The 26,495-nt window shown below is 65.0% G+C and carries 22 protein-coding genes; 16 read left to right on the top strand and 6 right to left on the bottom strand.

Annotated features, from left to right (window positions below; all coding sequences use genetic code 11):
• Positions 1-32: 32 nt before the first annotated feature.
• On the bottom strand, positions 33-2,309 hold the full coding sequence (locus OIK44_RS05540; RefSeq protein ID WP_273669700.1) for a nitric-oxide reductase large subunit: 2,277 nt from the start codon (positions 2,307-2,309) through the stop codon (positions 33-35).
• A 215-nt stretch (positions 2,310-2,524) separates the two neighbouring features.
• On the opposite strand from OIK44_RS05540, the gene OIK44_RS05535 reads away from it, so the two are divergent.
• From OIK44_RS05535 to OIK44_RS05510, 6 genes are all read left to right on the top strand, one after another.
• Positions 2,525-2,986: an RrF2 family transcriptional regulator gene (locus tag OIK44_RS05535; protein WP_273669699.1), complete on the top strand. Its 462-nt coding sequence runs from the start codon at positions 2,525-2,527 to the stop codon at positions 2,984-2,986.
• A gap of 188 nt (positions 2,987-3,174) precedes the next feature.
• Entirely contained in the window at positions 3,175-4,419 is a 1,245-nt protein-coding gene (locus tag OIK44_RS05530) for an MFS transporter (RefSeq protein WP_273669698.1), read from the top strand.
• Positions 4,420-4,443: 24 nt separating this feature from the next.
• Positions 4,444-5,829, top strand: coding sequence for a NarK family nitrate/nitrite MFS transporter (locus OIK44_RS05525; protein WP_273669697.1), 1,386 nt, complete (start codon positions 4,444-4,446; stop codon positions 5,827-5,829).
• A gap of 70 nt (positions 5,830-5,899) precedes the next feature.
• Positions 5,900-7,330, top strand: a complete 1,431-nt coding sequence (gene hemN / locus OIK44_RS05520; RefSeq protein ID WP_273669696.1) for an oxygen-independent coproporphyrinogen III oxidase — start codon at positions 5,900-5,902, stop codon at positions 7,328-7,330.
• Positions 7,331-7,341: 11 nt separating this feature from the next.
• Complete coding sequence (locus OIK44_RS05515) at positions 7,342-8,025, top strand: Crp/Fnr family transcriptional regulator (RefSeq protein ID WP_273669695.1); 684 nt, start codon at positions 7,342-7,344, stop codon at positions 8,023-8,025.
• A 162-nt stretch (positions 8,026-8,187) separates the two neighbouring features.
• Positions 8,188-8,970 (top strand): substrate-binding periplasmic protein, encoded by a 783-nt coding sequence (locus tag OIK44_RS05510; RefSeq protein ID WP_273669694.1) that lies wholly within the window; start codon positions 8,188-8,190, stop codon positions 8,968-8,970.
• 1 nt (position 8,971) lies between these two features.
• Here the strand turns inward: OIK44_RS05510 and OIK44_RS05505 are convergent, their stop codons facing one another.
• Complete coding sequence (locus OIK44_RS05505) at positions 8,972-10,219, bottom strand: permease (protein ID WP_273669693.1); 1,248 nt, start codon at positions 10,217-10,219, stop codon at positions 8,972-8,974.
• Positions 10,219-10,440: a DUF2249 domain-containing protein gene (locus OIK44_RS05500; protein WP_273669692.1), complete on the bottom strand. Its 222-nt coding sequence runs from the start codon at positions 10,438-10,440 to the stop codon at positions 10,219-10,221. The genes OIK44_RS05505 and OIK44_RS05500 overlap by 1 nt, the downstream gene beginning before the upstream one ends.
• Before the next feature lie 186 nt (positions 10,441-10,626).
• On the opposite strand from OIK44_RS05500, the gene ubiU reads away from it, so the two are divergent.
• The 6 genes from ubiU (at position 10,627) to OIK44_RS05470 (ending at position 15,509) form a co-directional block, all read left to right on the top strand.
• Positions 10,627-11,661, top strand: coding sequence for a ubiquinone anaerobic biosynthesis protein UbiU (gene ubiU, locus OIK44_RS05495; RefSeq protein WP_273669691.1), 1,035 nt, complete (start codon positions 10,627-10,629; stop codon positions 11,659-11,661).
• 24 nt (positions 11,662-11,685) lie between these two features.
• A complete protein-coding gene (locus OIK44_RS05490; protein ID WP_273669799.1) occupies positions 11,686-12,585 on the top strand; it encodes a U32 family peptidase in 900 nt (299 codons plus the stop codon).
• A gap of 105 nt (positions 12,586-12,690) precedes the next feature.
• The gene (gene ubiT / locus OIK44_RS05485) at positions 12,691-13,164 is read left to right on the top strand and encodes a ubiquinone anaerobic biosynthesis accessory factor UbiT (protein ID WP_273669690.1); all 474 of its coding nucleotides are present in this window, start codon (positions 12,691-12,693) and stop codon (positions 13,162-13,164) included.
• Positions 13,165-13,323: 159 nt separating this feature from the next.
• Positions 13,324-14,001, top strand: a complete 678-nt coding sequence (locus tag OIK44_RS05480; RefSeq protein ID WP_273669689.1) for a carbonic anhydrase — start codon at positions 13,324-13,326, stop codon at positions 13,999-14,001.
• Between the two features lie 301 nt (positions 14,002-14,302).
• The gene (locus OIK44_RS05475; protein WP_273669688.1) at positions 14,303-14,791 is read left to right on the top strand and encodes a hypothetical protein; all 489 of its coding nucleotides are present in this window, start codon (positions 14,303-14,305) and stop codon (positions 14,789-14,791) included.
• 25 nt (positions 14,792-14,816) lie between these two features.
• Entirely contained in the window at positions 14,817-15,509 is a 693-nt protein-coding gene (locus tag OIK44_RS05470; RefSeq protein WP_273669687.1) for a hypothetical protein, read from the top strand.
• Here the strand turns inward: OIK44_RS05470 and OIK44_RS05465 are convergent.
• The 3 genes from OIK44_RS05465 to OIK44_RS05455 all read right to left on the bottom strand — a co-directional run bounded on the left by OIK44_RS05465 (position 15,502) and on the right by OIK44_RS05455 (position 19,583).
• A complete protein-coding gene (locus OIK44_RS05465) occupies positions 15,502-18,246 on the bottom strand; it encodes a bifunctional diguanylate cyclase/phosphodiesterase (protein WP_273669686.1) in 2,745 nt (914 codons plus the stop codon). The genes OIK44_RS05470 and OIK44_RS05465 overlap by 8 nt on opposite strands.
• Positions 18,243-19,037, bottom strand: a complete 795-nt coding sequence (locus OIK44_RS05460) for a substrate-binding periplasmic protein (RefSeq protein ID WP_273669685.1) — start codon at positions 19,035-19,037, stop codon at positions 18,243-18,245. The genes OIK44_RS05465 and OIK44_RS05460 overlap by 4 nt, the downstream gene beginning before the upstream one ends.
• A gap of 177 nt (positions 19,038-19,214) precedes the next feature.
• Positions 19,215-19,583 (bottom strand): ribonucleotide reductase subunit alpha, encoded by a 369-nt coding sequence (locus OIK44_RS05455; RefSeq protein ID WP_273669684.1) that lies wholly within the window; start codon positions 19,581-19,583, stop codon positions 19,215-19,217.
• A 269-nt stretch (positions 19,584-19,852) separates the two neighbouring features.
• On the opposite strand from OIK44_RS05455, the gene OIK44_RS05450 reads away from it, so the two are divergent.
• The 4 genes from OIK44_RS05450 to narI are packed head-to-tail and all read left to right on the top strand — an operon-like array spanning position 19,853 to position 26,480.
• Entirely contained in the window at positions 19,853-23,557 is a 3,705-nt protein-coding gene (locus OIK44_RS05450) for a nitrate reductase subunit alpha (protein WP_273669683.1), read from the top strand.
• Positions 23,554-25,110: a nitrate reductase subunit beta gene (narH, locus tag OIK44_RS05445; RefSeq protein WP_273669682.1), complete on the top strand. Its 1,557-nt coding sequence runs from the start codon at positions 23,554-23,556 to the stop codon at positions 25,108-25,110. The genes OIK44_RS05450 and narH overlap by 4 nt, the downstream gene beginning before the upstream one ends.
• Positions 25,111-25,127: 17 nt before the next feature.
• On the top strand, positions 25,128-25,784 hold the full coding sequence (gene narJ, locus OIK44_RS05440; protein ID WP_273669681.1) for a nitrate reductase molybdenum cofactor assembly chaperone: 657 nt from the start codon (positions 25,128-25,130) through the stop codon (positions 25,782-25,784).
• A gap of 12 nt (positions 25,785-25,796) precedes the next feature.
• Complete coding sequence (gene narI / locus OIK44_RS05435; RefSeq protein WP_273669680.1) at positions 25,797-26,480, top strand: respiratory nitrate reductase subunit gamma; 684 nt, start codon at positions 25,797-25,799, stop codon at positions 26,478-26,480.
• The last annotated feature ends 15 nt before the right edge of the window (positions 26,481-26,495 follow it).

The raw sequence follows: 26,495 nt of genomic DNA, 5'->3' as shown, positions 1-26,495 counted from the left end.
GCGCAGGCCGGCCCGCAAGGGGAACTACGTGCTTATGCCTGCTTGGTGCCGGCGACCGGCGCCAGCACCGGACGGGTGGTGGCTTTGGTCAGCAGACGCAGGGCGAACAGGGTCAGGAACAGCGTGCCGACGGCGAACACGACGTCGCCCGGTACGCGCAGCCACACCAGCGTTTCCATGAAGTGCGAGTGGATCACTTCAGGCGAACGGGCGAACCACATGCCCTTGGTGATGCTGGCCCAAGCTTGGTAGATACCGGCCGGCACGAGCGAGATGAACACCATCATGGCCAGGCCGATGTTGAGCAGCCAGAACATCGGCGCCAGCAGCGCGTCGGACCAGGCGGCGCGGTCGGACAGGCCGCGCAGGCAGAACAGCAGCAGGCCGATGCCGAGCATGCCGTAGACGCCGAACAGTGCCGCGTGGCCGTGGGCCGCCGTCATGTTCAGACCTTGCATGTAGTACAGGGCGATCGGCGTGTTGATCGAGAAGCCCAGCAGGCCGGCGCCGACGACGTTCCAGAAGCCCACGGCGATGAAGCACAGGATAGGCCATTTGTAGGTTTGCACCCAAGGCGCCGCTTTCGAGCGCTGGTAGTTGCGGAACGCTTCCACGCCGATCATTGCCAGCGGGACCACTTCCAGGGCCGAGAACATGGCGCCGATGGCGATCACGAAGGTCGGCGTGCCGGTGAAGTACAGGTGGTGCAGGGTGCCGAGGATGCCGCCGAACAGGAAGACGATGGTTTCCAGCACGATGGCGCTGTTGGCGGTGCTGGCGCGGATCAGGCCCAGGCGGGTGAACAGCAGCGCGATGACGGCCGTGGCGAACACTTCGAAGAAGCCTTCGACCCACAGGTGGACCAACCACCAGCGCCAGTATTCGATCATCGAGTAGTGGGTATGCGGACCCCAGGTCAGCGAGGTGGCGTAGAAGCCGCCGATGCACATCGCGGCGAGGAAGACCATGGCGATCAGGCCGCGGCTTTCCGACGGTTTTTTCAGCGCGGGCAGCAGACCGCGGCCGAGCAGCAGGACCCAGAACAGCAGGCCGACGAACAGCAGGATTTGCCAGACGCGGCCCATGCTGGTGAATTCCAGACCTTGGTTGCCGATCCAGAAGCTGAAATCGTTACCCTGGTGTTGCAGCGTGCCGAGCCAGCCGGAGGCGGTCGAGCCGACGACGATGAACAGCAGCGCGTAGAACAGCACGTTGACGCCCAGTTTCTGGAATTTCGGCTCGTGGCCGGAGATGGCCGGCGCGATGTACAGGCCGGTGGCGAGCCAGGCGGTGGCGATCCACAGCACGGCGAACTGGGTGTGGATGGTGCGGCTGACGGTGAACGGCAGGATTTGCGCCAGCGGGTAGCCGAAGAAGCTTTGGCCTTCGACGGCGTAGTGGGCGGTGATGACGCCCATGCCGACTTGCGCCAGGATCAGGCCGATGACGACGAAGAAGTATTTCTTGGTTGCCTTCATCGACGGCGTCGGTTTCAGGTCGAACAGGGGATCGGCCTTGGGCGGCACGGGGTCGCTTTCCTCGTGGCCGACGGAATGGTGCAAGATCATGCCGGCGATGGCGGCGATCATGAAGATGACGCTGGCGATCGACCAGATGCCGGCGCCGGCGGTCGGGGTGTTGGCGACCAGCGGCTCATGCGGCCAGTTGCTGGTGTAGCTGACGTCGGTTTCGTTCGGACGGTCGGTGGCGGCGGCCCACGAGGACCAGAAGACGAAGGCCGGCAGGGCTTGCAGGTCGTCCGGATTGGGCAGCGAGCCCGAGTTCATCGCGTACTGTTCGCGCAGCTTGTCGAGCGCGGCGTCGTCGCCGAACAAGGCCATATAGTGCTGGGCGACTTCGCTGACGGCGGCGGCGCGCTGCGGCGACAGGGTGATGGCGCCGGTGGCGGTGTCATAGGTGTTGTGGCGCATTTCGCCCTTCAGGCGGGCCGTCACGTCGGCTTGCTGGCCGGCGCTCAGTTGCTCGAAAGGCTTGCCGAAGTCTTGCTGCGCCCAGATGTTGCGCAGGGCGACGGCTTCGCGGTGCAGCCAGTCGGCCGACCAGTCCGGCGCCACGTAACTGCCGTGGCCCCAGACGGAACCCAGTTGCTGGCCGCCGGCCGACAGCCAGGCTTCCTGGCCGCGCTGGACCTGTCCTTCTTTAAACAGCACTTTGCCATCGGTACTAACGACCTGCTTGGGGATCGGGGGGGCGGTCAGGTAGATTTCTGCGCCGACCCAGCCGAGGACGGCAAAGGACAGGGCGCAGATGACTGCCAGCCAAGTCCATAGTTTGCGTGTGGCTTGCATGGTGTGGATTCCTTATCGGAGGTTGAAAAGCGGTGCGCCGCAGTTTTGGCTGCACCGTTAAAGATGTATGTTATCTACCTTAATAGTCTTTTGCCTATAGGCATTCGTGCGTATTGCCTTATAGGTCGTTAAAGATGTATGCTAAATACTTTATTTGTCGTGGCCGCTCCCGGCGACGGCGTGAAGGGCATGATTAACAAGGAGCTTTGCAAGCGATGAGACTCACTGCCTATACCGATTACGCCTTGCGCACCCTGATCTACCTGGGCTTGAACCGGGAACGGCTGGTGACGATCCAGGACATCGCCGAGCTGCACGCGATTTCCAAGAACCATTTGATGAAGGTGGTGCACCAGCTGGGGCAGAGCGGGCTGGTGAAGACTGTGCGGGGGCGCAACGGCGGCTTGAAGCTGGGCGCCGAGCCGGGCGCGATCAATGTCGGCACCGTCGTGCGCGGCACGGAGACGGATTTCTTCATGGCCGAATGCTTCCGCGACGGCCAGGCCGGTTGCGCCTACGCCTCGGCTTGCCGCCTCAAGCATGCGCTGTGCGAGGCCACGGACGCCTATCTGGCCGTGCTGGACGGCGTCACGCTGGCCGACCTGATACGCAGCGAGGGCTGTTTCCAGGCGCCGGCCATGCCGCTGGTGTTTGCCGCCGGGAGCCGGCTGGTTTAGCCGGGCTCGGGCCCCGTCCGGGGCCGCGTGTTTACCCTATTACACCCTGCGGCCTAATCCGGCCTAGGCATTCTGGCCGATTGCGCTAGGCAGCTTGCCTTTTGCGAAATACCACTACGGCCAATAGTGCTGTTGCCGCCCGCGACGTAAGCTGCTCCGTATCAGATGGTGTATCCAAGGAGGGTATTGTGGCAGGTAATAACAAACAAATTTCCGTGCTCGTCAGTAGCACATTCGCGTTCACGATCTGTTTCGCGGTCTGGATGATGTTTGCCGTGCTGGGCATTCCAATCAAGAACAATCTGGGCCTCAATGAAACGCAGTTCGGCCTGTTGGCGGCGATGCCGGTGCTGACCGGCTCGCTGGTGCGGGTGCCGCTGGGCATCTGGACCGACAAGTTCGGCGGCCGCATCGTGTTCTTCTTGCTGATGCTGTCCAGCGTCGTGCCGATCTACCTGATCGCCTACGCGACGGCCTACTGGCATTTCCTCGTCCTGGGCCTGTTCGTCGGCCTGGCCGGCGGCTCGTTCTCGGTCGGCACGCCGTATGTGGCGCGCTGGTTTGAGAAGGAGCGCCGCGGCCTGGCGATGGGCATCTTCGGCGCCGGCAATTCCGGCTCGGCCGTGACCAAGTTCGTCGCGCCCGGCATCATCGCCGCGTTCGGCTGGCAGATGCTGCCCAAGGTGTACGCCATCGCCATGCTGGCCACGGCGCTGCTGTTCTGGTTCTTTTCCTACACCGACAAGTCGCACCAGGCGCCGGCCGGCGTCTCCTTCAGCGAGCAGATGAAGGTCTTGAAGGATCCGCGCGTGTGGCGCTATTGCCAGTACTACTCGGTGGTGTTCGGCGGCTACGTCGCGCTGGCCCTGTGGATGACTAAATACTACGTCGCCGAATACGGCTTCGACATCCGCCACGCGGCGCTGCTGGCGGCCTGCTTCTCGCTGCCGGGCGGCGTGCTGCGCGCGCTGGGCGGCTGGATCTCCGACAAATTCGGCGCCATCAAGGTGACCTGGTGGGTGATGTGGGTGTGCTGGGTCTGCTTCTTCCTGCTGTCGTATCCGCAAACGAGCATGGTCGTCAAGACTGTCACCGGCGACATGACCCTGAATATCGCCCTGTCGCCGCTGCTGTTCACCGTGCTGCTGTTCGTCGTCGGCATCGCCATGGCCGTCGGCAAGGCTTCCGTGTTCAAGTTCATCGGCGACGACTTCTCGGACAACATCGGCGCCGTTTCCGGCGTGGTCGGCCTGGCCGGCGGCCTCGGCGGCTTCGTCCTGCCGATCATGTTCGGCGCGCTGGTCGACCTGACCGGGGTGCGCTCCAGCGCCTTCATGCTGCTCTACGGCACCGTCTGCGTGTCGCTGGTGTGGATGCATTTTTCTTTCAAGCGGGCTCCGGCCCGGGCTCCGGCGCTTGCCGCCGCGATGTGATTCGTGTGAATTGAGGAGACTAAGATGAGTAGATATCTGATCAATACCTGGGAGCCCGAGACGCCCAGTTTCTGGAGCCAGACGGGCAAGTCGACGGCTGACCGCAATCTGTGGATCTCGATCCCGGCGCTGCTGCTGGCCTTCGCCGTGTGGATGGTGTGGAGCGTGGTCGTCGTCAACCTGCCCAACATCGGCTTCAAGTACAGCACCAACCAGTTGTTCTGGCTGACGGCCCTGCCGGGCCTGTCCGGCGCGACGCTGCGCATTTTCTATTCCTTCATGGTGCCCATCTTCGGCGGGCGCAAGTGGACGGCCATTTCCACGGGCTCGCTGCTGATCCCGGCCATCGGCATCGGTTTCGCCGTGCAGGACATCAACACCGGCTACCCGACCATGCTGGTCCTGGCGCTGTTGTGCGGCTTCGGCGGCGGCAATTTCGCCTCGTCGATGGCCAACATCAGCTTCTTCTATCCGAAGGCGCAGAAGGGCTTCGCGCTGGGCATGAACGCCGGTCTGGGCAACCTCGGCGTGTCGGTGGTGCAGTTCGTCGTGCCGCTGGTGATCACGGCCGGCGTCTTCGGCGCCCTGGGCGGCGAGGCCCAGACCTGGACCAAGGCCGGCATCAGTAAATCGTTCTGGCTGCAAAACGCCGGTTTCATCTGGGTGCCCTTCATCGCGCTCAGCACCATGTTCGCCTGGTTCGGCATGAACGACATCGCCTCGGCCAAGGCTTCCTTCGCCGACCAGGCCGTGATCTTCAAGCGCAAGCACAATTGGCTGATGTGCTGGCTCTACACGGGCACCTTCGGCTCCTTCATCGGCTACTCGGCCGGCTTCCCGCTGCTGATCAAGATCCAGTTCCCCGACGTCAATCCGCTGGAATACGCCTTCCTCGGCCCCCTGGTCGGCGCCCTGGCGCGCGTTGCCGGCGGCATCATCTCCGACAAACTGGGCGGCGCCCGCGTCACGCTGTGGTCCTTCTTCCTGATGATCGCCGCCGTCTTCGGCGTGCTCGGCTTCGCGCCGCACAACGGCGTGGCGGGTAACTTCACCGGCTTCTTCTGCATGTTCATGCTGCTGTTCGCCGGCACCGGCATCGGCAACGCCTCGACCTTCCGCATGATACCGGTGATCTTCCTGACGGAGCGCCAGCGCGCCGCCGCCGGCAAGGGCAAACCGGCCCAGGAACAGGCCATCGTCGACGCCAACCGCGAAGGCGCGGCCGTGCTCGGCTTCACCTCGGCCGTGGCGGCCTACGGCGCCTTCTTCATCCCGAAAAGTTACGGCACCTCGATCGCCCTGACGGGCAATCCGGACGCGGCGCTGTGGGGTTTCATCGGCTTCTATGTCAGCTGTATTATGATCACCTGGTGGTGCTACGCGCGCAAAAACGCCGCCATGCCCTGCTAAACACCTTGGGGGAGGGGCGCAGGCCCCATGCCCCCAAGTTTTCCTTTTTTTTCGTCGTCGGAGTCACATCATGAACGCTTCACGTACCGTTATCCCGTTGACGCCGTCGGTCGAATTCGACGCGGCGCTGATTCGCAAGCTGAATCAAATGGGGCCGCGCTACACCTCCTATCCGACCGCCGACCGCTTCAGCCGGGATTTCGCCGTGGCCGACTACGGCCAGGCGGTGGCGCGGCTGCGCGCCCGCCCCGAGCAGGCGCCGCTGTCGCTGTATGTGCACATCCCGTTCTGCGAGTCGCTGTGCTACTACTGCGCCTGCAACAAGATCATCACGCAAGACCGCTCCAAGGCCGTGGCCTACCTGGACTACCTGAAGCGCGAGATTGCGATGCAGGGCCAGTTGCTGGCCGGCGTCAACCAGGTCGAGCAACTGCATTTCGGCGGCGGCACGCCGACCTACCTGAGCGACGAGCAGATGGACGATTTGCTGGCCTGCCTGCGCAGCTGGTTCGATTTCGCGCCGGACACGCTGGGCGAATACTCGGTCGAAGTCGACCCGCGCACGGTGACGCCGGAGCGCATCCGCACGCTGCGCCGGCAGGGCTTCAACCGCATCAGCCTGGGCGTGCAGGACTTCGACGCCGAAGTGCAGCGGGCCGTCAACCGCATCCAGCCGGAGGCCCAGACGGTCGAGGTGATCGAGGCGGCGCGCGGCTGCGGCTTCCGCTCGATCAGCGTCGACCTCATCTACGGCCTGCCGAAACAGAGCCCGGCGACGATGGTGCCGACGCTGGAAAAAGTCATCGCCGCCAACCCGGACCGCGTGGCGATCTATAACTACGCGCACATGCCGCACCTGTTCAAGTCGCAGCGCCTGATCGAGGCGGCCGACCTGCCCAGCCCGGACGCCAAGCTGGAGATGCTGCGCCTGTGCATCGAGCGCCTGGGCGCGGCCGGCTACGTCTACATCGGCATGGACCACTTCGCCAAGCCGGAAGACGACCTGGCCGTGTCGCAGCGCGACGGCCGCCTGCACCGCAACTTCCAGGGCTATTCGACGCACGCCGAGGCCGACATGGTGGCGCTGGGCGTGTCGGGCATCAGCGCGCTGGCCGGCTGCTACAGCCAGAACGACAAGACCCTGGCCGGCTATTACGCCATGCTCGACGAAGGCCGGCTGCCGGTCGCCCGCGGCATCACGCTGAACGCCGACGACCTGCTGCGGCGCGACCTGATCGGCCGCCTGATGTGCGACTTCGAGCTGGCCTTCGCCGACGTCTGGCTGCCGGACGAGGCCCGCTTCGCCGACTACTTCGCCGCCGAACTGAAGGCGCTGGAGCCGCTGGCGGCGGACGGCTTGCTGAGCATGGACGCGGACGGCTTGCGCGTCAGCCTGAAGGGGCGCCTGCTGATCCGCAACATCTGCATGGTGTTCGACCGCTACCTGGAGCAGGCCGGACGCGACGGGCCGGCACCGCGGCGCTATTCCAAAACAATATAGAGGAGACGGCAATGGAGGAGAAAAAGAATCCGATCAAGGTGCAGTCCTTTCTGGCGCAACTGCCACAATTCCAGGCGATGAACCCGGAGGAACTGGACCGCATCGCGCTCGGCGCCAGCGAGCACCACGTGCCGCGCGGCGAAACCATATTCCACGCCGGCGACCCCTGCGACGGCTTTTACCTGGTCATCTACGGCCAGGTCAAACTGGCGCTGGGCTCGGCGCGGGGCACGGAAAAAGTGGTCGAACTGGTCGGCCCCGGGCACAGCTTCGGCGAGGCCGTGATGTTCATGGGCAAACCGTTCATCGTCACGGCGCAGGCGCTGGTCGACTCGCTGGTGGTGCACGTGACCAAGGCGACGATACTCGACGAAGTGGCGCGCGAGCCGGCCTTCGCCTGCAAGATGCTGGCGGGGCTGAGCCGGCGCATGCATGGCCTGATCTGCGACATGGAATCGTACTCGCTGCGCTCGGGCACCCAGCGCGTCATCGGCTACCTGCTGCAAGAAGAGGGGCCGGAAAACGGCGACCGCGTGCGCCTGGCCGTCACCAAGACCGTACTGGCGTCGCGGCTGAACCTGACGCCGGAACACTTCTCGCGCATCCTCTCCGACCTGAGCGGGCACGGCATGATCGCCGTCAGCGGGCGCAACGTCACCATCCTCGACATCGAAGGCTTGCGCCAATACGGCTAGGGCGCACAGCTGGGGACAGACCACGATTTTCAAGGAACATTCCTTGAAAATCGTGGTCTGTCCCCGGTGATATACTTTGCCCACTGCCGTCATCTACGGAAGGTGCATAGTCATATGGTCCGAAACCCAAAGAGGTGGCGTCGCTTTTGCATGCGCGGGGCGATGCGTTTGCTGCCGGCGCTGGCCGGCCTGTGCCTGCCCGCGGCGGCGCAGACGGTGGAGGCGTTCAATACCTATCTGGTCGGGCCGTATATGGTCGATACGCGGCAGGGGTTGGCGCAATCGCTGGTCGACCGCCTGAACCTGAAGCTGGCGCCCGGCTACCGGCTGCGCCTGAGCCACATGCCGCGCATCCGCCTCGATACGACGGAGCTGGCCAAGGGCGATGAATTCGACGGCGCCGTGCTGTTCGTTAACCCGCGTTTCGTCGGCGACGTCGCCAAAACCCGCTTTTTATGGTCCAAACCGCTGTTTATAGACTGTAATCTGGTCATTTCCAGGGAGTCCGCCCCGCTTGACTACGCGGGGCCGGCGTCGCTGGAAGGGCTGCGTTTCGGCGGCGTGCGCGGTTACCGCTATCTGTTCGTCGATGATTTGGTCAAGGCCGGCAAGTTGCAGCGCGAGGATAGCCAGGATGAGTTGAGTGGTCTGCGCAAGGTGGCGTTGGCGCGCCTCGACGTGACGGTGGTCCCGTACACCATTTTCAGCTATCTCGGCGCCGACAAGGCCCTGTCGAGGCAACTCTACGTGGCGCCCAAGCCGCTGCAGTGCTTTGCGCGCCATATTCTGGTGGGCAAGGGGAGTCCCGCCTTGCTGGGTGCGCTCAACCAGGCCATCGACCAGTTGGCCTCCGACAGAGGCTGGCGGGCGGCGCAGACGTATTTTCACCTCGACGTGAATATGATGGGCGGCTGGAGCGCCGACCAGGCCGCCGACAAGCCCTAGTTCAGTCAGGCGGCCCCAGGTGCAGCGCGCGCCACAATATCCATGCCAGTCCCAGTGTCGAGGCCAGCAAGGCCAGCGCCGCCGCGCGCGCCAGTTGCTGCGGCCACAGCGCGGCCGCAGCCAGCATCAGCAACGCCGCCAGGTGGCTGGCGAACTGGGCGCGCGCTGCGTTCTCCGTGACGATCAGGCGTATGCTCGGCACCGGCTTGCCGAAGTTCATCTCCTGCCAGTGCTGCCAAAGCAGGAAGGGGACGATTTTGTAGAGCATGCCGACGACGGCCGAATAGGCAAAGCCGAGCATGAACAGCAGGCCCAGCAAGATGGCGCGGACGTTTTCGTCCAGCGGCGCGTACCACAGCGCCGCGCAGGCCAGCAGGCTGCCCATCGAGGTGCGCCAGAACAGCGTGGTGGCGTCCGGCGCAGGGCGTTTGCGCTTCGCCAGCAGGCGCAGCGTGACCAGCGCGAACAGGGTGAAGCCGGCCAGCAGCAGGCCGTGCAGCCAGGTGGCGCCGGCGTGGCCGGCCAGTCCGGCGGCCGAAGCGGCCAGCATCAGCAGCAGCATGGCGCGGCACAGCGCGCGCGTCAGGCCGGCCGGGTACAGCGGCGTCACCTGAAACATGGGGATGACCTGGTAGGCGATTGCCACCACCAGCACGCCTATCCAGCCGGACAGGCCCCATAGCGCGTGCAGGTCGGCCAGCCGCTGCAGCGGCAGCGCCAGCGGCCAGGCGAAGGCGCTGGCCATCGCCGCGCCCAGCAGCAGCGTCACGAACAGGGAGAGCAGGGCGACGCGCACGCCGCTGAGCAGCGCGTCGACGACGCCCGGCGGGGCGCGCCACAGGCCGGCGCCGCATGCCGTCAGCAGCCACAGCAAAGCCAGCAGCAATGCCGGCAGCGCCAGTTGGAACAGCAGCGGCTGGGCCAGGCAAAAGCCGCCGGCCAGCAGCAGCGTGCCGGCGCACAGCGACAAGTGCACGGCGGGCGCCGTCAATGCCGGGAAGGCGACTTCGACGCCGCCCACCACCGGCAGCAGTTGCAGCAGCGCGCCGGCGATGACCATCGTCAGCACGCCCAGCGTCACCAGATGGGTGGCGGCCAGCGCCCCGGGCGACCAGCGCGAGGCGAACAGTTGCGGCCCCTGCCACAGCAGCACGGCGCCGGCCAGCAGCATGAACAGCGGGGCGGTGACGAAGAAGCGCAGCGACAGCCACAGCGGCGTGCTGCGCTCCAGCGCGAGGCGGCGCCGCATCAGGCGGCGCGCCAGATCAGCAGGTCGTAGCGGCGGTCGGGACGTTGTGCGATGCGGTGGTGATAACCGTGGCGGTCGAGTATGCGGTACAGCGGCAACGGGTCGCGCTCGATCAGCACGGCCAGCCGGTCCTGCGGCGCCATCGCACCCAGCGCGGCGAGTATCTGCTCCATCGGCCCGGGCGGTTCCAGCCCGCAAACGTCGAGGGGAATTTCCTGCATGGTGATCCTTTTTGCGTAAGCCCACATTGTCGAACATGGCAAGGTTTTATTCCTTGACCCAGGTAAAGGACATTTATATTGGGCCGGCCTATAGTCTGCCCCGGCGCAATACCGCCCGGCGCCCTTGATGGCCCCTTTAAAACGGCCGCATCGGCGCGCAGCCTATTCACGCATCCAAAAAGGCTTATGACACTCACCAACACCCCCGCAGCGGCGCGCGCGCCGCTGGAACTGGTCTGCCCGGCCGGCAGCTTGCCGGCCCTGAAAGCGGCCGTGGACAACGGCGCAGACTGCGTCTACCTCGGCTTCCGCGACGCCACCAATGCGCGCAATTTCGCCGGCCTGAATTTCGACGACAACGCCATCGAGGAGGGCATCCGCTACGCCCACCAGCACCACTGCAAGGTGCTGCTGGCGCTGAACACTTATCCGCAGCCGTACAACTGGTCGCTATGGCAGGCGGCGATCGACCGCGCCGCCCACGCCGGCATCGACGCCGTCATCCTCGCCGACCCCGGCCTGATGGCCTATGCGATGCGCAACCATCCGCAGCTGCGCCTGCACCTTTCCGTGCAGGGCTCGGCCACCAACTACGAGGCGATCAACTTCTACCACGAACACTTTAACATCGCCCGCGCGGTGCTGCCGCGCGTGCTGTCGCTGACCCAGGTCGAGCAGCTGGCCAAGAACACCCCGGTGGAAATCGAGGTGTTCGGTTTCGGCAGCCTGTGCGTGATGGTCGAGGGGCGCTGCGCGCTGTCGTCCTACGCCACCGGCGAGGCGCCCAACACCCACGGCGTCTGCTCGCCGGCCAAGTCGGTGCGCTGGGTGCAGACGCCGAAGGGCCTGGAGTCGCGCCTGAACGGCGTGCTGATCGACCGCTACGCCGACGGCGAGAGCGCCAGCTATCCGACGCTGTGCAAGGGCCGCTTCGACGTCGGCGACGAGAACTACTACGCGATCGAGGAGCCGACCAGCCTGAACACGCTGGAGCTGCTGCCGCAGCTGGTGGCGATGGGCATCAGCGCCGTCAAGATCGAGGGGCGCCAGCGCAGCCCGGCCTACGCCGGCCAGGTGACGCGGGTGTGGCGCGAGGCGATCGACTCCTTCCAGGCCAACTCGCAGCGCTACTCGGTCAAGCCGGCCTGGATGGCGGCCCTGAACAAGGTCGCGGAGGGGCAGCAGCACACGCTGGGCGCCTATCATCGCAAGTGGAAATAAGCTAAAGAAAATGGGGAAAGTATGTTGAAACTGGCCTTGGGACCGATCCTGTATTACTGGCCGCGCGCCACCGTGTTCGAGTTCTATCAAATGATCGCCGAAAGCGCGGTCGACATCGTCTACCTGGGCGAGACGGTCTGCTCGCGCCGCCACGAGCTGCGCGTGGCCGACTGGCTCGACGTGGCCGACCTGCTGGCCGCCAACGGCAAGGAAGTGGTGCTGTCGACGCAGGCGCTGATCGAATCCGGCGCCGAGCTGACGACGATGCGCAAGATCGCCGAGAACGGCCGCTTCATGGTCGAGGCGAACGACATGGGCGCGGTGCACCGCCTGCAGGGCGTGGTGCCCTTCGTCGCCGGCCCGCACCTGAACCTGTACAACGGCCCGACGCTGGGCCTGCTGGCGGGGCTGGGCGCGAAACGCTGGGTGATGCCGCTGGAAATGGGCCGCGACGGCCTGACGCAAATGCTCAGCGAACGTCCGGCGGGCCTGGAAACCGAAGTGTTCGCCTACGGCCGCATGCCGCTGGCGTTCTCGGCGCGCTGCTTCACGGCGCGCAACCGCAACCTGCCGAAGGACGACTGCCAGTTCAGCTGCCTGGAGCATCCGGACGGCATGCTGCTGCAAACCCGCGAGCACGCCTCCTTCCTGGTGCTGAACGGCACGCAGACCCAGTCGGCCCTGGTCTACAACCTGGTGCACGAACTGAAGGCGATGCACGCGATGGGCGTCGACGTGGCGCGCATCAGCCCGCAGGCCAGCGACACCGAGCGCGTCATCGACGCCTTCGACCGCGTGCGCCGCGGCGAAACGGAGGGCGCCGCGGCCTGCGCGCAGATGGAGGCGTGGCAGCCGTCGGGCGCCTGTGACGGCTACTGGTACGGCAAGCCCGGCCTGGAGTTGCGCCGCCAGGACTACTACTGAGCGACACGAAAAAAACAGGCCGGAGCAGCCAGTCAGGGGTCGGAACCGCCGGGTCCGGCCCCGGCTTTTTCCGGCCCACACTGAGACACCGAACAAGGATCCCCGATGCAAGATAAACGCTATACGCTGCCCGAACCGGCGGCAAAAATGCTGGCGCTGCTGCCAGCCTATCCGGGCTCCTGGCTATTCGTCCAGGCGCTGAACCTGGCGCTGGCGCAGCAACTGCCGCAAGACGTGCGCGCGCGCCTGGAAGGCAAAAAACTGCGCCTGCGCGTCGACGACGCCCGCGTCGCCTTCGACTTCGAATGGCGCAACGGCGCCTTCGCCGCCTGCCGGCCGCAAGCCGAAAGCGACCTCACCATAGGCGCGGCGGCGCACGACTTCGTGCTGCTGGCGCGGCGCCAGGAAGACCCCGACACCTTGTTCTTCAGCCGTCGCCTGGCGCTGGAGGGCGACACCGAGCTGGGACTGCTGTTCAAAAACACCCTCGACGCGCTGGACGTGCCGGCCTTCGACCTGGCTGCGCTGGCGCCGGGGCGGGTGCTGGCGCACCTGCGGCGAGGGCGCGCTTCCCGCTAGCGGCGTCCGCTTGCGGCGCCGGCGCCTAAGCCTTTCTGCCTAGGCGCCGTACCCCGTCATGCCAGCAGCCAAGACGATGCCGTTTCGCTAGAATGGGCCATCGAAATGGAGCAGGAGTAAGGCCATGCGCAGCAAGCATGAAGGACGGGGTGGCGGCTGATGGAAGACCTTGAAAAATTCGTCCAGGGCTTCAGCCGTTTCCAGCAACAATACTTCAGCGAACCGCAGACGCTGTACGACACCCTGCGCACGGGCCAGCACCCGACCACGCTGCTGATCGGCTGCTGCGATTCGCGGGTCGATCCGATGCTGCTGACGGGCAGCGACCCGGGCGACATGTTCGTCGTACGCAACATCGCCAACCTGGTGCCGCCATGCACGCCGACGGCGCCGCCCGGCGTCAGCTCGGCCATCGAATTCGCCGTCTGCAACCTCGAAGTGGCGCGCATCATCGTGCTCGGCCACGCCCGTTGCGGCGGCATCCGCGCCTTGCTGGCGCCGCGGGCGGCCACTCAGGAAACGGATTTCGTCGGTCAATGGATGAAAATCGCCGAACCCGTGGCCCAGCGCGTGCGCCGCGAACTGGCGCACCGCAGCTCGGACGAACAGCACAAAGCCTGCGAGCTGGCCAGCATCCTGCAATCGCTGGACAATCTGTTGACCTACCCGTGGCTGAAGCGGCGCGTCGAAGAGGGCGTGCTGAAGCTGCACGGCTGGTATTTCGACATCGAAAGCGGCGCGCTGATGGCCTACTCCATGCGCCAGCAGCAATTTCTGCCGCTGGTATGCCCGCTGGAGCGGGCGCGTCACCTGCGCGGCGAACGCCCGCAACCCTGAGGCCGCGCCGCCGGCCGTGGCGCGCCGCCGGCAAGGCGGGCGCCCGAGATTTATTGTCAAGTTAAAAACATCATTAATTTGACATATCGCAAATAAATTCACCCCTCCCACTGAAATTAATCAATACGCATGCTTTGCGCTGTCTGCGAAATATATTGACTAATATTTTCAGGTAAATTATATTTAATACAAATATTTCTATTTGATAATCTCGGCGTGAAGCTGAAAAGCGTCGATGTCCATCTTCTTGTTTTTGTAATGCAATACTAATTGCCTTAATGAAGTTCTTGTATCAAGGTATTTGAATTTTATTTTTCATATTGCTTTAATGAATGCATGGGGCGGGCTTGATTCGCTTTATGCGCTTATTCAATCTTTGAGAGGTAGAAGAATGCATAAGTACAATAGAATAGGAATCATCTCCATTTTTCTGGCGACGGGATTGGCCGGCGTGGCCCCGCAAGCCAGCGCGCTGGGAGTCGTCAGCCGCTCTTGCCTGGCGGCGGGTGCGCAGGAAAGCATCTCGGTGGACTGGGGATATAATAAATTTAATTTGTGGACGGCATCGCTGCATTATAAGGATGGCGCCTTATTGCATGTTACTAATACCGTCAAGCCCGGAGGCAATGGCTGGGACTACACCTGGCGCTCTTACGCGGGGCACTTCGCGTCGGAGTTCTGGTATGGCTCAGTTGTCGGCAACCATTATAGAAACGATCAGGGATTCATCACTTTCCTGGGCAATAGCACGGCGACGGACTGCAATTTATCAAACTGGGGTGGTTCCTGATTTTTCACTATTCGAGAGGCTTCCGATGTTGAAAAAAATGATGGTTTTAAGCTGTATTGCATCCGCCATGTCCTTCGCCCAGGCGCAAAGCCGGGAGCCGGCGGGCGTCGATATGGCCCCGATTTCCGGCATTGTCGTTGGGAAGGTTAAGTATATTCCTCTGGCGGAACTGTCTGGCGGGGCGAAAAAGATGGTCGAGGCGGACCTGGCCACGAATGCCCTGGGCAAGAACAAGGCGTATGCCCAGATACCGGAAGAGGCGGTAGTCTACCGAAAAAATTACCTCGGCAACGTGCGCGACGTGCATGAAGTAAAGCGCAATCTGACGTTCACGCTGGCCGATTTGTCGGGCAGCGCTTTCGATGCATTCAAGTTTGAAGGCGTGGTGCCCGAGGGGCCGACCAGGACGGGGCCGTGGAGCAGCGTCAGCCGCTATTTCAAGACGCCGGATGGCTTGCTGCTGATCCTGCATGAGTGGGATTTCGTCGGCGACGGCGGCGGGGTGGTGATCGTGAAGGATTTGATGAACACGCGCGTGGCGGACACGCCGGCGCGCTTCGTCGTCAAAAAATCGCCGTCCGGGGCCGTCGTGTCGGAATTGATCTGGGTGACCGAGAGCAAATACTACACGTTCACGGTGATGGGCGAGGTCGCCAGCGGCGAGGATGGAAAATACAACCTCGCCTGGATGAATGCGCTGGCGGCAACGCTTAAATAGGGCAGGCGCTGGGCTGCGCCGCGTAGGCTTCGAAGGCTTCCAGCGGCAGCGGCCGGCTGAAATAATAGCCCTGGTAGGCGTGGCAGCCGAAGCCGGCCAGGAAGTCGCGCTGGGTGCGGGTTTCGACGCCTTCGGCGATGACGCCCAGCCCCAGGCTTTGCGCCAGCGCGACAATGGTGCGGGCGATGGCCGCGTCGTTCGGGTCGACCAGCACGTCGCGCACGAAGGATTGGTCGATCTTCAGTTGGTCCAGCGGCAGCCGCTTCAGGTAGGAGAGCGAGGAATAGCCGGTGCCGAAGTCGTCCAGCGCGAAGCCGACACCCTTGGCTTTGAGGGCCTGCATTTTCTCGATGATGTCCTGCACATTGTCCACCAGCAGGCTCTCGGTCAGCTCCAGCTTCAGGCGGTGCGGGTTGGCCCCCGTCTCGGCCAGCACGGCCAGCACCGTCGCCACGAAGTCCGGTTCGCGGAATTGTTTGGCGCTGACGTTGACGGCGATCGACAGAGGCGCCATCTGCGGCCGTGCGGCCCAGGCGGCCAGCTGGGCGCAGGCGCCGCGCAGCACCCAGTTCCCCAGCGGCAGGATCAAGCCGGTTTCCTCGGCCAGCGGGATGAAGTCGCCCGGCGCCACCATGCCGCGCTGCGGATGGCGCCAGCGCAGCAGCGCCTCGGCGCCCGTGATGCGGCCTGCGCCGGCCACCTGCGCCTGGTAGTGCAGCACGAACTGGCCTTCGCGGATGGCCTCGCGCAAGCCCGCTTCCAGCGCCGCGCGCTCCATGACGGCGCGCTGCATGCCCGGATCGAAGAAGCGCAGCGCGTTGCGCCCCGTTTCCTTGGATTTGTACATCGCCAGGTCGGCCTGTTTGAGCAATTCGTCGATGCTCGTGTCGTGGCCGTGGAACAGTGTCGCGCCTATGCTGGCGGTGCTGCGGTACTCCAGGCCGCCCAGCTGGTAGGGCTTGTTCAGTGTCGCCAGTATCTTCTCGCCCAGCATTTCGGTTTGCCTGGCCGCCTCGCAGGGGGCGTGGCCCAGGCCCGCCAGCACGACGACGAATTCGTCGCCGCCCAGGCGCGCCACGGTGTCGCCGGCGCGCAGGCCGGCGCCCAGCCGCCGCGCCACCTGTTGCAGCAGCAGGTCGCCCTGGTCGTGGCCGAGCGTGTCGTTGAGCGTCTTGAAGTGGTCGAGGTCGATGAACAGCACGGCGCCGTAGCTGCGCTCGCGGCTGCCGGCTGTCATGGCCTGCTTGAGCCGGTCGATCAGCAGCGTGCGGTTGGGCAGGCCGGTCAGCGCGTCGAAGAAGGCCAGTTCCTCGATCTTCTTTTCCGCCTTCTTGCGCTCGGTGATGTCCTGGTGGGTGCTGATGTAGTTGGTCACGCGCCCGTCGGCGCCCTTGACGGCCGAGATGGTCAGCCATTTCGGATACAGTTCGCCGCTCTTGCGGCGGGCCAGGATTTCGCCCTGCCAGCCGCCTATGTTCTCGATCGTCAGCCACATGTCGCGGTAGAAGGCGGCGTCGTGCTGGGCCGACTGCAGCATGCGCGGCGTGCGGCCCACCATGTCGGCCGCCGTGTAGCCGGTGGTTTCCGTGAAGGCCGAGTTGACGCGCAGGACCACGCGCTCGGCGTCGGTGATCATCATGCCTTCGCGCGAGTCGAACGCGGCGGCGGCAATGCGCAGTTCCGAGGTCATCGCCGCGGCCAGGCGCACGGCGCGGCTGCGCCCCGTCGCCAGCAACCACGCCAGCAGGGCCAGCAGCAGGCTCAGGCCGGCGCCGGCGCCGGCGATCAGGGGCTCGGCGTTGCGGCCGAAGCGGGCCTGGTAGTCGTCCAGCGCGCTCAGCGACAGCGTCCAGGTGTGGCCGCCTATGACCAGGTATTCATTGGCCGACAGGATGGCGGCCGGCGCCGCCGCCGGCTCGGCGGCCGGGTACAGGCGCGTCTCGCCGGCCTGCTCGATGCCGTCGTGGATGGTCAGCGCCAGGCCGGGCGGCTGCTCGCCGTACAGGGTGGCCATCAGCTGGTTCATGCGGAAGGAGGCGTAGACCCAGCCGACCAGGTTGGCGCGGCGCGCCGCCACGCTGTCGACCGGCCGGCCGCGCGCGTACAGCGGCAGGTACATGATGAAACCGGGCCGGGCGGCCGGGCCGGCGTCGATGGCCAGTTGCACCTTGCCGGACAGGGCCGCCTTGCCGGAGTCGCGCGCCCGCTCCATCGCCTGGCGCCGCACCGGCTCGGACCAGACGTCGTAGCCGAGCGGGCGCGGCAGCACGCCGCTGCCCAGTTCGCGCTGCACCACCGGCGCGAACTGGGCGCGCCGGCCGGGCGGCGCGATGGCGTAGTCGGGCTGGCCGTGGCGGCGCATCGCCGCCACATGGCTGCCGATGCCGGCGGCCGGCACCCATTCGGCCACGCCGATGACCTGGACCCCGCTGAAGTTGGCGTCCAGGCCCAGCGAGGCGACGTAGTCGTGCAGGCCGCCGCGCCCCGGCGTGGCGCTGGCGTCGAACAGGGCACGCACGCCCAGCAGCATCTTTTCGTAGGCGGCCATGCGCTGCTCGATGCGGCTGACGGTTTCGCGCAGCGAGAAGTCGAAATGGGCGCGCAATTCCTTGCGCGAGACTTGCCGCTCGTGCTCCCAGACGGTCCAGGTCAGGCCGAGGCCGGCCGCCAGCACCAGCAGGGGCAGGGCGGACAGCAGCGAGAAGCGGTGCGGGCGGGACGGGCGACGCACGGTCACGGGCGGGCCTGGAAGTCGACCATGGCGGCGGCCAGGCGGGCGTCGAAGTATTTTTCGAAGATGCGCCGCACGGCGCCGTCGGCGCGCATGTCGTTGAGCAGCGCGCGCCACTTTTCCCGCTGCTCCGGCGTGAGCGCCTGGTTCGACATGATCAGGCCGTGCGGCACGGCCGGGTCCTTGAATTCGATGACGGCGCTGATGTCGCGGATGCTGCGCTCGCCGGTGACCGGGTAGTCGAAGGGCTCCATGATCATGCCCTGGATGCGGTTCAGGCGCAGCGCCTGGTACAGCGGTTCGAGGCCGCCGGCCTGGCTGACGCGGTTGGTGGCCGCCAGCTGGTCGACCAGGCGGTTGGCCGCCTCGCTGTAGCGGAAGCCGCGGATCACGCCGAGCCGGAAACGGGCGTTGCCGGCGGCGTCGGCGAGGTCGCGCACGGCGGCGTCGCGGCGCACCAGCAGATAGTATTTGTTGCTGAAATACCAGGCGAAGGAGGCGTAGCGGCGCCTTTCCTCGCTGGCTATGCCCGACAGGCTGAAGTCGAGCGCGCCGCTTTCGATCAATTGCCAGATGCGGGCGCGCGGCAGCAGGCTGAGGCTGACCTTGCAGCCGCTGCGGCGTATCAGCTCGTCGGCGATGTCCTTGTCGATGCCGCTGTCGGTGGCGGCCGAGTACAGCAGGCCATGCTCGTGCAGGGCCAGCGTGAACGGGCGGGCGCAGTCCGGGCCGGCCGCGCCGGCATGGGCGGCGGCGCTCAAGGCCAGGAGCACGGCGCCCAGGCGCCGCCGCATCATCGCGGCACCATCGCGGCGCGGCGGCGGCAGGTTATCGGGAGGGGATGGGCGGCTTCTTGCGATTTTGACATGTGAGTTATTTCGTCGGCACGACTTATCTTACTCGACACGTACTCAACAGGCAACCGCCGCCGGCCAAATGGCGCAGCCGGCGCCACAGGGCGGCGCGGCGCCGCGTCAGAAGAAGCGCAGCAGCTCGCCGTCGCGGTCGAAGGCCAGGTAATCCTTGATTTGGCCCTGCTGAATGGCGCCTATCATCTTGCGCAGCGGCGCCTCGGCGTCGGCGGCGGCCGGCGGCTGGCCATCCTTGCCGCCCAGGCTGGCGACGAAGACGACGTCCCAGTGCGCCTGCATCTGCCGCGATTCCGCCTCCAGCTCGGCAAAACCGCCCAGTTCCCCGGGCAGCTTGTCGACGCACATCACCGGCGTCAGCGTGCGCCCCTGGGCGCTGGCCGCCTCGGCCTGGGCGAAGGTGAACAGCAGGCGCTGCGGCTGCGCCTGGGCGCGGGCCGCCTCCAGCAGGCTGGCGTAGCTATTGATTTCCATATAAGACCTTTCGTGGGGTTGCTGCGGGCGCGCCATCCGCGCCGCGTCCATGCCGTAGGTATACCGCAAAGCCGCCGGCCGGCACATAGCTACAAGGGACTAGTGCGCCTAGTCATTCTCGGTCCGCGCAACCGACTTCTTGCCAATATCCAGCAGCGCCGCCCCTGCGTAGACTCCAAGCTATCGACGTTTCAATGCATTCGCTGCGCGGCTGTCTTGCAAACGTTTTTATTACCAAGCATCGTTTGCGGTGCGTGCGTGGAGGTAGCATGAGTCACTTTCTGGATCGTCTGAAATTTTTTAGCAAGCCCAAGGAAACCTTTTCCAACGGCCACGGCGCCGTCGTCGAGGAGGACCGCACCTGGGAGAACGCCTATCGCCAGCGTTGGCAACATGACAAAATCGTGCGCTCCACGCACGGCGTCAACTGTACCGGCTCGTGCAGCTGGAAGGTGTATGTCAAGAATGGCCTGATCACTTGGGAAACCCAGCAGACCGATTACCCCCGCACCCGTCCCGACCTGCCCAATCACGAGCCGCGCGGCTGCCCGCGCGGCGCCAGCTATTCCTGGTATGTGTATTCGGCGCAGCGCGTCAAGTACCCGATGGTGCGCGGCCGCCTGATGGAAATGTGGCGCGAGGCGCGCAAGACCATGGCGCCGGTGGCGGCCTGGGATTACATCAGCCAGAACCCGGAGCGGGCCAAGCGCTACAAGGAAGTGCGCGGCCTGGGCGGCTTCGTGCGCGCCAACTGGGACGAGGCCAATGAGATCATCGCCGCCGCGAACGCGCTGACGATCAAGAAATACGGCCCGGACCGCGTCGTCGGCTTCTCGCCGATCCCGGCGATGTCGATGATCAGCTACGCGGCCGGCACGCGCTACCTGAGCCTGATCGGCGGCGTGGCGCTGAGCTTCTACGACTGGTACTGCGATTTGCCGCCGGCCAGCCCGCAGGTGTGGGGCGAGCAGACCGACGTGCCGGAGTCGGCCGACTGGTATAACTCGACCTATCTGATGGTCTGGGGTTCCAACGTGCCGATGACGCGCACGCCGGACGCCCATTTCTACACCGAGGTGCGCTACAAAGGCACGAAAACCGTCGCCGTCTCGTCCGACTTCGGCGAGATGTGCAAATTCGGCGACATCTGGCTGGCGCCCAAACAGGGCACCGACGCCGCGCTGGCGCTGGCGATGGGCCATGTGATCCTCAAGGAATTCCACGCCAACGGCAAGTCCGAGTACTTCCGCAACTACGCCAAGCAGTACACCGACTTCCCGATGCTGGTGCGCCTCAAGGAAACCAACGGCACGCTGGTGCCCGAATACTTCCTGCGCGCCTCGCACCTGGCCAACAACCTCGACGAAAGCAACAATCCGGAATGGAAAACCCTGCTGGTCGACGACCTGACGGGCGACATCAGCGCGCCGGCCGGTTCGATCGGCTTCCGCTGGGGTGAAAAGGGCAAGTGGAACCTGGAGCAGAAGGCCGGCACCAGCGGCAAGCCGATCGACGCGCGCCTGTCGCTGATCGACTGCGCCGACGAAGTCGTGCCGGTGGGCTTCGCCTACTTCGGCGGCAAGGATGCCGACGACATGCTGATGCGTCACGTGCCGGTCAAGAAGATCATGCAGGCCGACGGCACGACGGCGCTGGTCGCCACCGTCTACGACCTGACGCTGGCCAACTACGGCATCGACCGCGGCCTGGGCGGCGGCAACGTCGCCGCCAACTACGCCGACGACGTGCCTTACACGCCGGCCTGGCAAGAGAAGCACACGGGCGTCAAGGCGGCCGACGTCATCACCGTGGCGCGCGAGTTCGCCGAGAACGCCGACAAGACCCACGGCAAGAGCATGGTCATCGTCGGCGCCGGCCTGAACCACTGGTATCACATGGACATGACCTACCGCTCCATCATCAATATGCTGATGATGTGCGGCTGCGTCGGCCAGTCCGGCGGCGGCTGGTCGCATTACGTGGGCCAGGAAAAGCTGCGCCCGCAAACGGGCTGGACCCCGCTGGCCTTCGCGCAGGACTGGAACCGCCCGATGCGCCAGATGAACGGCACCTCCTTCTTCTACGCCCACACCAGCCAGTGGCGCCACGAAAAGCTGCACACGGCGGAAATCACCTCGCCGTCGGCGAACGGCGCGGTGGCGCAGATGTCGCTGCTGGACTACAACGCCAAGGCCGAGCGCATGGGCTGGCTGCCGTCGGCGCCGCAGCTCGAAACGAACCCGCTGGAAGTGACGCGCGCCGCCGCGGCCGCCGGCATGGACGCGGCGCAGTACGCCGTCGCGCAGATCAAGTCCGGCCAGTTGAACCTGTCCTGCGACGACCCGGACAATCCGGCCAACTTCCCGCGCAATATGTTTGTCTGGCGCTCGAACATCCTGGGCAGCTCCGGCAAGGGCCATGAGTACTTCCTGAAGTACCTGCTGGGCACGCAGAACGGCCTGATGAGCAACGAGGACGATTGCATCAAGCCCATCGAGGTCAAGGTGCGCCCGGCCGTCGAGGGCAAGCTGGACCTGCTGGTGGTGCTGGACTTCCGCATGTCGACGACCTGCCTGTACGGCGACGTCGTGCTGCCGACGGCCACCTGGTATGAAAAGGACGACCTGAACACCTCCGACATGCACCCCTTCATCCATCCGCTGTCGGAAGCCGTGCAGCCGCTGTGGCAGTCGAAGACGGACTGGGAAATCTACAAGGGCATCGCCGCGAAATTCTCGGAAATCGGCGGCGAGCTGCTGGGCACGCAGAAGGATTTGATCCTCACGCCGCTGATGCACGACACCCCGGGCGAGCTGGGCCAGCCCTTCGATCCGAAAGACTGGCGCGCCGGCGAGTGCGAGCCCATCCCCGGCAAGACCATGCCGAGCATGACCGTGGTGGAGCGCGACTACACCCAGGTGTACAAGAAGTTCACCTCGATCGGCCCGCTGATGGAAAGCATCGGCAACGGCGGCAAGGGCATCAGCTGGAAGACCGGCCACGAGATCGACGTGCTGCGCGGCATCAACCGCACGGTGCTGGAAGAGGGCATCTCGAAGGGCCAGCCGCGCCTGGACACGGGCATCGACGCGGCGGAAATGATCCTGTCGCTGGCGCCGGAAACCAACGGCCACGTCGCCGTCAAGGCCTGGGCCGCGCTGTCGGAAATGACGGGGCGCGACCACACCCACCTGGCCAAGCCGCGCGAGCACGACAGCATCCGCTTCCGCGACGTGCAGGTGCAGCCGCGCAAGATCATCTCGTCGCCGACCTGGTCCGGCCTGGAAAGCGAAGAAGTCAGCTACAACGCCTGCTATACCAACGTGCATGAACTGATCCCATGGCGCACGCTGACGGGCCGCCAGCAGTTCTACCAGGATCACCTGTGGATGCGCGACTTCGGCGAGGGCCTGTGCGTCTACAAGCCGGCCATCGACACGAAGACCACGGCGGCGCTGCTGGGCGCCAAACCGAACGGCAACAAGGAGCTGGCGCTGAACTTCCTGACGCCGCACCAGAAATGGGGCATCCATTCGACCTATTCGGACAATCTGCGCATGCTGACGCTGTCGCGCGGCGGCCCGCACGTCTGGCTGTCGGAGATCGACGCGAAGGCGGCCGGCATCGTCGACAACGACTGGATCGAGGTCTTCAACGTCAACGGCACGCTGACGGCGCGGGCGGTGGTCAGCCAGCGCATTCCGGAAGGGATGACGATGATGTACCACGCCCAGGAGAAGATCATCAACGTGCCGGGCGCGGAGACGACGGAGAAGCGCGGCGGCATCCACAACTCGGTGACGCGCGCCGTGCCGAAGCCGACCCACATGATAGGCGGCTACGCGCAACTGGCGTATGGCTTCAATTACTACGGCACCGTCGGTTCGAACCGCGATGAGTTTGTGTTGGTGCGCAAGATGAACAAGGTCGAGTGGCTGGAAGGCCCGTTGCAAGAGCAAGGAGTACAAGCATGAAAATCAGAGCGCAAATCGGCATGGTGCTGAACCTGGACAAGTGTATCGGTTGCCACACCTGCTCGGTCACCTGCAAGAACGTGTGGACCAGCCGCGACGGCGTCGAATACGCGTGGTTCAACAACGTTGAAACCAAGCCCGGCATCGGCTATCCGAAGCAGTGGGAAAACCAGGACAAGTGGAATGGCGGCTGGAAGCGCACGGACGCGGGCAAGATCGAGCCGCGCCAGGGCAGCCGCCTGAAGATCCTGGCGAACATCTTCGCCAATCCGAACCTGCCGGCCATCGACGAGTACTACGAGCCCTTCACCTACGACTACGAGCGCCTGCAGAACGCGCCGCTGTCGGAGACGCCGCCGACGGCCCGTCCCATCTCCGTGCTGACCGGCAAGAAGATGGACAAGATCGAATGGGGTCCGAACTGGGAGGACGACCTGGGCGGCGAGTTTGCCGCCCGCAGCAAGGACAAGCTGTTCGACAATATGCAGAAGGAGATGTACGGCACCTTCGAGAACACCTTCATGATGTACCTGCCGCGCCTGTGCGAGCATTGCCTGAACCCGACCTGCGTGGCGTCCTGCCCGTCCGGCTCGGTGTACAAGCGCGAGGACGACGGCATCGTGCTGATCGACCAGGACAAGTGCCGCGGCTGGCGCATGTGCATCTCCGGCTGCCCGTACAAGAAGATTTACTACAACTGGTCCTCCGGCAAGGCCGAGAAGTGCACCTTCTGCTTCCCGCGCATCGAGGCGGGCCAGCCGACGGTGTGCTCGGAAACCTGCGTCGGCCGCATCCGCTACCTGGGCGTGCTGCTGTACGACGCCGACCAGATCGAGGCGGCGGCGTCCGTGCCGCACGAGGCCGACCTGTACGAGGCGCAGCTGGGCCTGTTCCTGAACCCGCACGACCCGGCCATCATCGCCGAGGCGCGCCGCCAGGGCATTCCCGACCTGTGGCTGGAGGCGGCCGCCAAGTCGCCCGTCTACAAGATGGCCGTCGAATGGAAGGTGGCGTTCCCGCTGCATCCCGAGTACCGCACGCTGCCGATGGTCTGGTACGTGCCGCCGCTGTCGCCTATCCAGGCGGCCGCCGAGTCGGGCAAGATGGGCTTGAACGGCATCCTGCCGGACACCAAGAGCCTGCGCATCCCCGTCAAGTACCTGGCCAATCTGCTCACGGCCGGCTACGAGGCGCCTATCGTCACGGCGCTGGACCGCATGCTGGCGATGCGCGCCTACATGCGCAGCAAGACGGTCGACAAGGTCGCCAACCTGACGGTGCTCAAGCAGGTCGGCCTGACCCAGGCCGAGGTCGAGGACATGTACCACATCATGGCCATCGCCAACTACGAGGACCGCTTCGTCATCCCGAGCAGCCACAAGGAGATGGCCGAGGACAGCTTCAACGAGAAGGGTTCCTGCGGCTTCAGCTTCGGCAACGGCTGCTCCGACGGCAGCAGCGACGCCTCGCTGTTCGGCAAGAAAAAGCACGGTTCGGCGATTTTCATGTCGATGCCGAAGTCGCGCAAAAACAAGGTGGAGCAGGGCGCCTGAGCCTTGAGGAGAAAGATATGAAACATTACAAGGCTTTATCCGCCCTGCTGCTGTACCCGGAGGCGGAGTTGCTCGACCATCTGCCCGGGCTGGAGTCGGTGCTGGCCGCCACGCCCGAGCGGCACGAGGTGCTGCGGCCGCTGCTCGACTACCTGGCCGGCAACGCCTTGATCGACCTGCAGCAGAACTATGTGACGACCTTCGACCGCAACCCCTCGCACTCGCTGCATTTGTTCGAGCACATCCACGGCGAATCGCGCGACCGCGGCCAGGCCATGGTCGACTTGATGGAGGAATACAAGAAGCACGGCCTGGAAATGACGGGCGACGACTTGCCCGACTTCGTGCCGCTGTTCCTGGAATTCCTGTCGCAGCAGGACGAGGCCGAGGCCGCGCGCCTGCTGGGCGACGCCGTGCACGTGCTGGCCCACATCGGCCGCAAGCTCGACGCCAACGGCAGCCCGTATGCCGTGGTGTTCGACGTGCTCGAACGTCTCAGCCCGGTCGCGGCCGAGGCCTTGACCGAGCCGCCGGTGCGCGACATGGACGAGGCGCTGGAAACCTTCGGCCCCAGCGCCGACGGCGTCGAGCCCTTGCTGAAAACGCTGGGCGCCGGCGTGCAACCCATCAATTTCCACCCGACGGCGAGGCGCGCCGCCCAGAAGACGGCTTAACAGGAGCACATCATGGACTATTTGCATCAATTCCTCTACGGGATCTACCCCTACATCGCGCTGGCGATCTTCCTGCTCGGCAGCCTGATCCGCTTCGACCGCGAGCAATACACGTGGAAGTCGGACTCCAGCCAGGTGCTGCACCGCGGCAGCCTGCGCGCCGGCAACATCCTGTTCCACGTCGGCATCATCGGCCTGCTGTTCGGCCACGCGGCCGGCCTGCTGACCCCGGTGTGGGTGTGGGACACGCTGGGCGTCTCCCACGGCCTGAAGCAACTGGTGGCGATGGTCGCCGGCGGCGTCATGGGCACGATGTGCCTGGCCGGCGTGCTGCTGTTGCTGGTGCGCCGCTTCACCAACGAGCGCCTGCGCGCCGTCACCACCTTCAAGGACAAGGTCGTGATGCTGTGGATCTTGCTGACCCTGCTGCTGGGCCTGTCCTCGATCGCCGTCTCGGCCTCGCACATGGACGGCCACATGATGGTCCTGTTGATGAACTGGGCGCAGCACATCGTCACCTTCCGCGGCGACGCGGCGCAATTCATCATCGAAGCGCCGCTGGTCTTCAAGCTGCACCTGTTCATGGGCATGTCGCTGTTCGTCATCTTCCCGTTCACCCGCCTGGTGCACGTGTGGAGCGGCTTTGGCGCCCTCAGCTACCTGGGCCGCGTTTACCAACTGGTGCGCAGCCGCTGATCGAGGAGAGACATC

This window comes from Janthinobacterium fluminis, assembly GCF_028595325.1.
Lineage (GTDB): Bacteria > Pseudomonadota > Gammaproteobacteria > Burkholderiales > Burkholderiaceae_D > Janthinobacterium > Janthinobacterium fluminis.
This window is presented reverse-complemented; position numbering and strand designations above follow the sequence as displayed.

Bases quoted from the DNA above. Each gene is read 5' to 3' on its own strand.
- narJ (WP_273669681.1), top strand. From the start codon at position 25,128: ATGAAACATTACAAGGCTTTATCCGCCCTGCTGCTGTACCCGGAGGCG.
- OIK44_RS05500 (WP_273669692.1), bottom strand. From the start codon at position 10,440: ATGCAGGAAATTCCCCTCGACGTTTGCGGGCTGGAACCGCCCGGGCCG.
- OIK44_RS05540 (WP_273669700.1), bottom strand. From the start codon at position 2,309: ATGCAAGCCACACGCAAACTATGGACTTGGCTGGCAGTCATCTGCGCC.
- OIK44_RS05510 (WP_273669694.1), top strand. From the start codon at position 8,188: ATGCGTTTGCTGCCGGCGCTGGCCGGCCTGTGCCTGCCCGCGGCGGCG.
- OIK44_RS05470 (WP_273669687.1), top strand. From the start codon at position 14,817: ATGTTGAAAAAAATGATGGTTTTAAGCTGTATTGCATCCGCCATGTCC.
- ubiU (WP_273669691.1), top strand. From the start codon at position 10,627: ATGACACTCACCAACACCCCCGCAGCGGCGCGCGCGCCGCTGGAACTG.
- OIK44_RS05525 (WP_273669697.1), top strand. From the start codon at position 4,444: ATGAGTAGATATCTGATCAATACCTGGGAGCCCGAGACGCCCAGTTTC.
- narH (WP_273669682.1), top strand. From the start codon at position 23,554: ATGAAAATCAGAGCGCAAATCGGCATGGTGCTGAACCTGGACAAGTGT.
- OIK44_RS05460 (WP_273669685.1), bottom strand. From the start codon at position 19,037: ATGATGCGGCGGCGCCTGGGCGCCGTGCTCCTGGCCTTGAGCGCCGCC.
- OIK44_RS05535 (WP_273669699.1), top strand. From the start codon at position 2,525: ATGAGACTCACTGCCTATACCGATTACGCCTTGCGCACCCTGATCTAC.
- OIK44_RS05480 (WP_273669689.1), top strand. From the start codon at position 13,324: ATGGAAGACCTTGAAAAATTCGTCCAGGGCTTCAGCCGTTTCCAGCAA.
- narI (WP_273669680.1), top strand. From the start codon at position 25,797: ATGGACTATTTGCATCAATTCCTCTACGGGATCTACCCCTACATCGCG.
- OIK44_RS05450 (WP_273669683.1), top strand. From the start codon at position 19,853: ATGAGTCACTTTCTGGATCGTCTGAAATTTTTTAGCAAGCCCAAGGAA.
- OIK44_RS05515 (WP_273669695.1), top strand. From the start codon at position 7,342: ATGGAGGAGAAAAAGAATCCGATCAAGGTGCAGTCCTTTCTGGCGCAA.
- ubiT (WP_273669690.1), top strand. From the start codon at position 12,691: ATGCAAGATAAACGCTATACGCTGCCCGAACCGGCGGCAAAAATGCTG.
- hemN (WP_273669696.1), top strand. From the start codon at position 5,900: ATGAACGCTTCACGTACCGTTATCCCGTTGACGCCGTCGGTCGAATTC.
- OIK44_RS05455 (WP_273669684.1), bottom strand. From the start codon at position 19,583: ATGGAAATCAATAGCTACGCCAGCCTGCTGGAGGCGGCCCGCGCCCAG.
- OIK44_RS05505 (WP_273669693.1), bottom strand. From the start codon at position 10,219: ATGCGGCGCCGCCTCGCGCTGGAGCGCAGCACGCCGCTGTGGCTGTCG.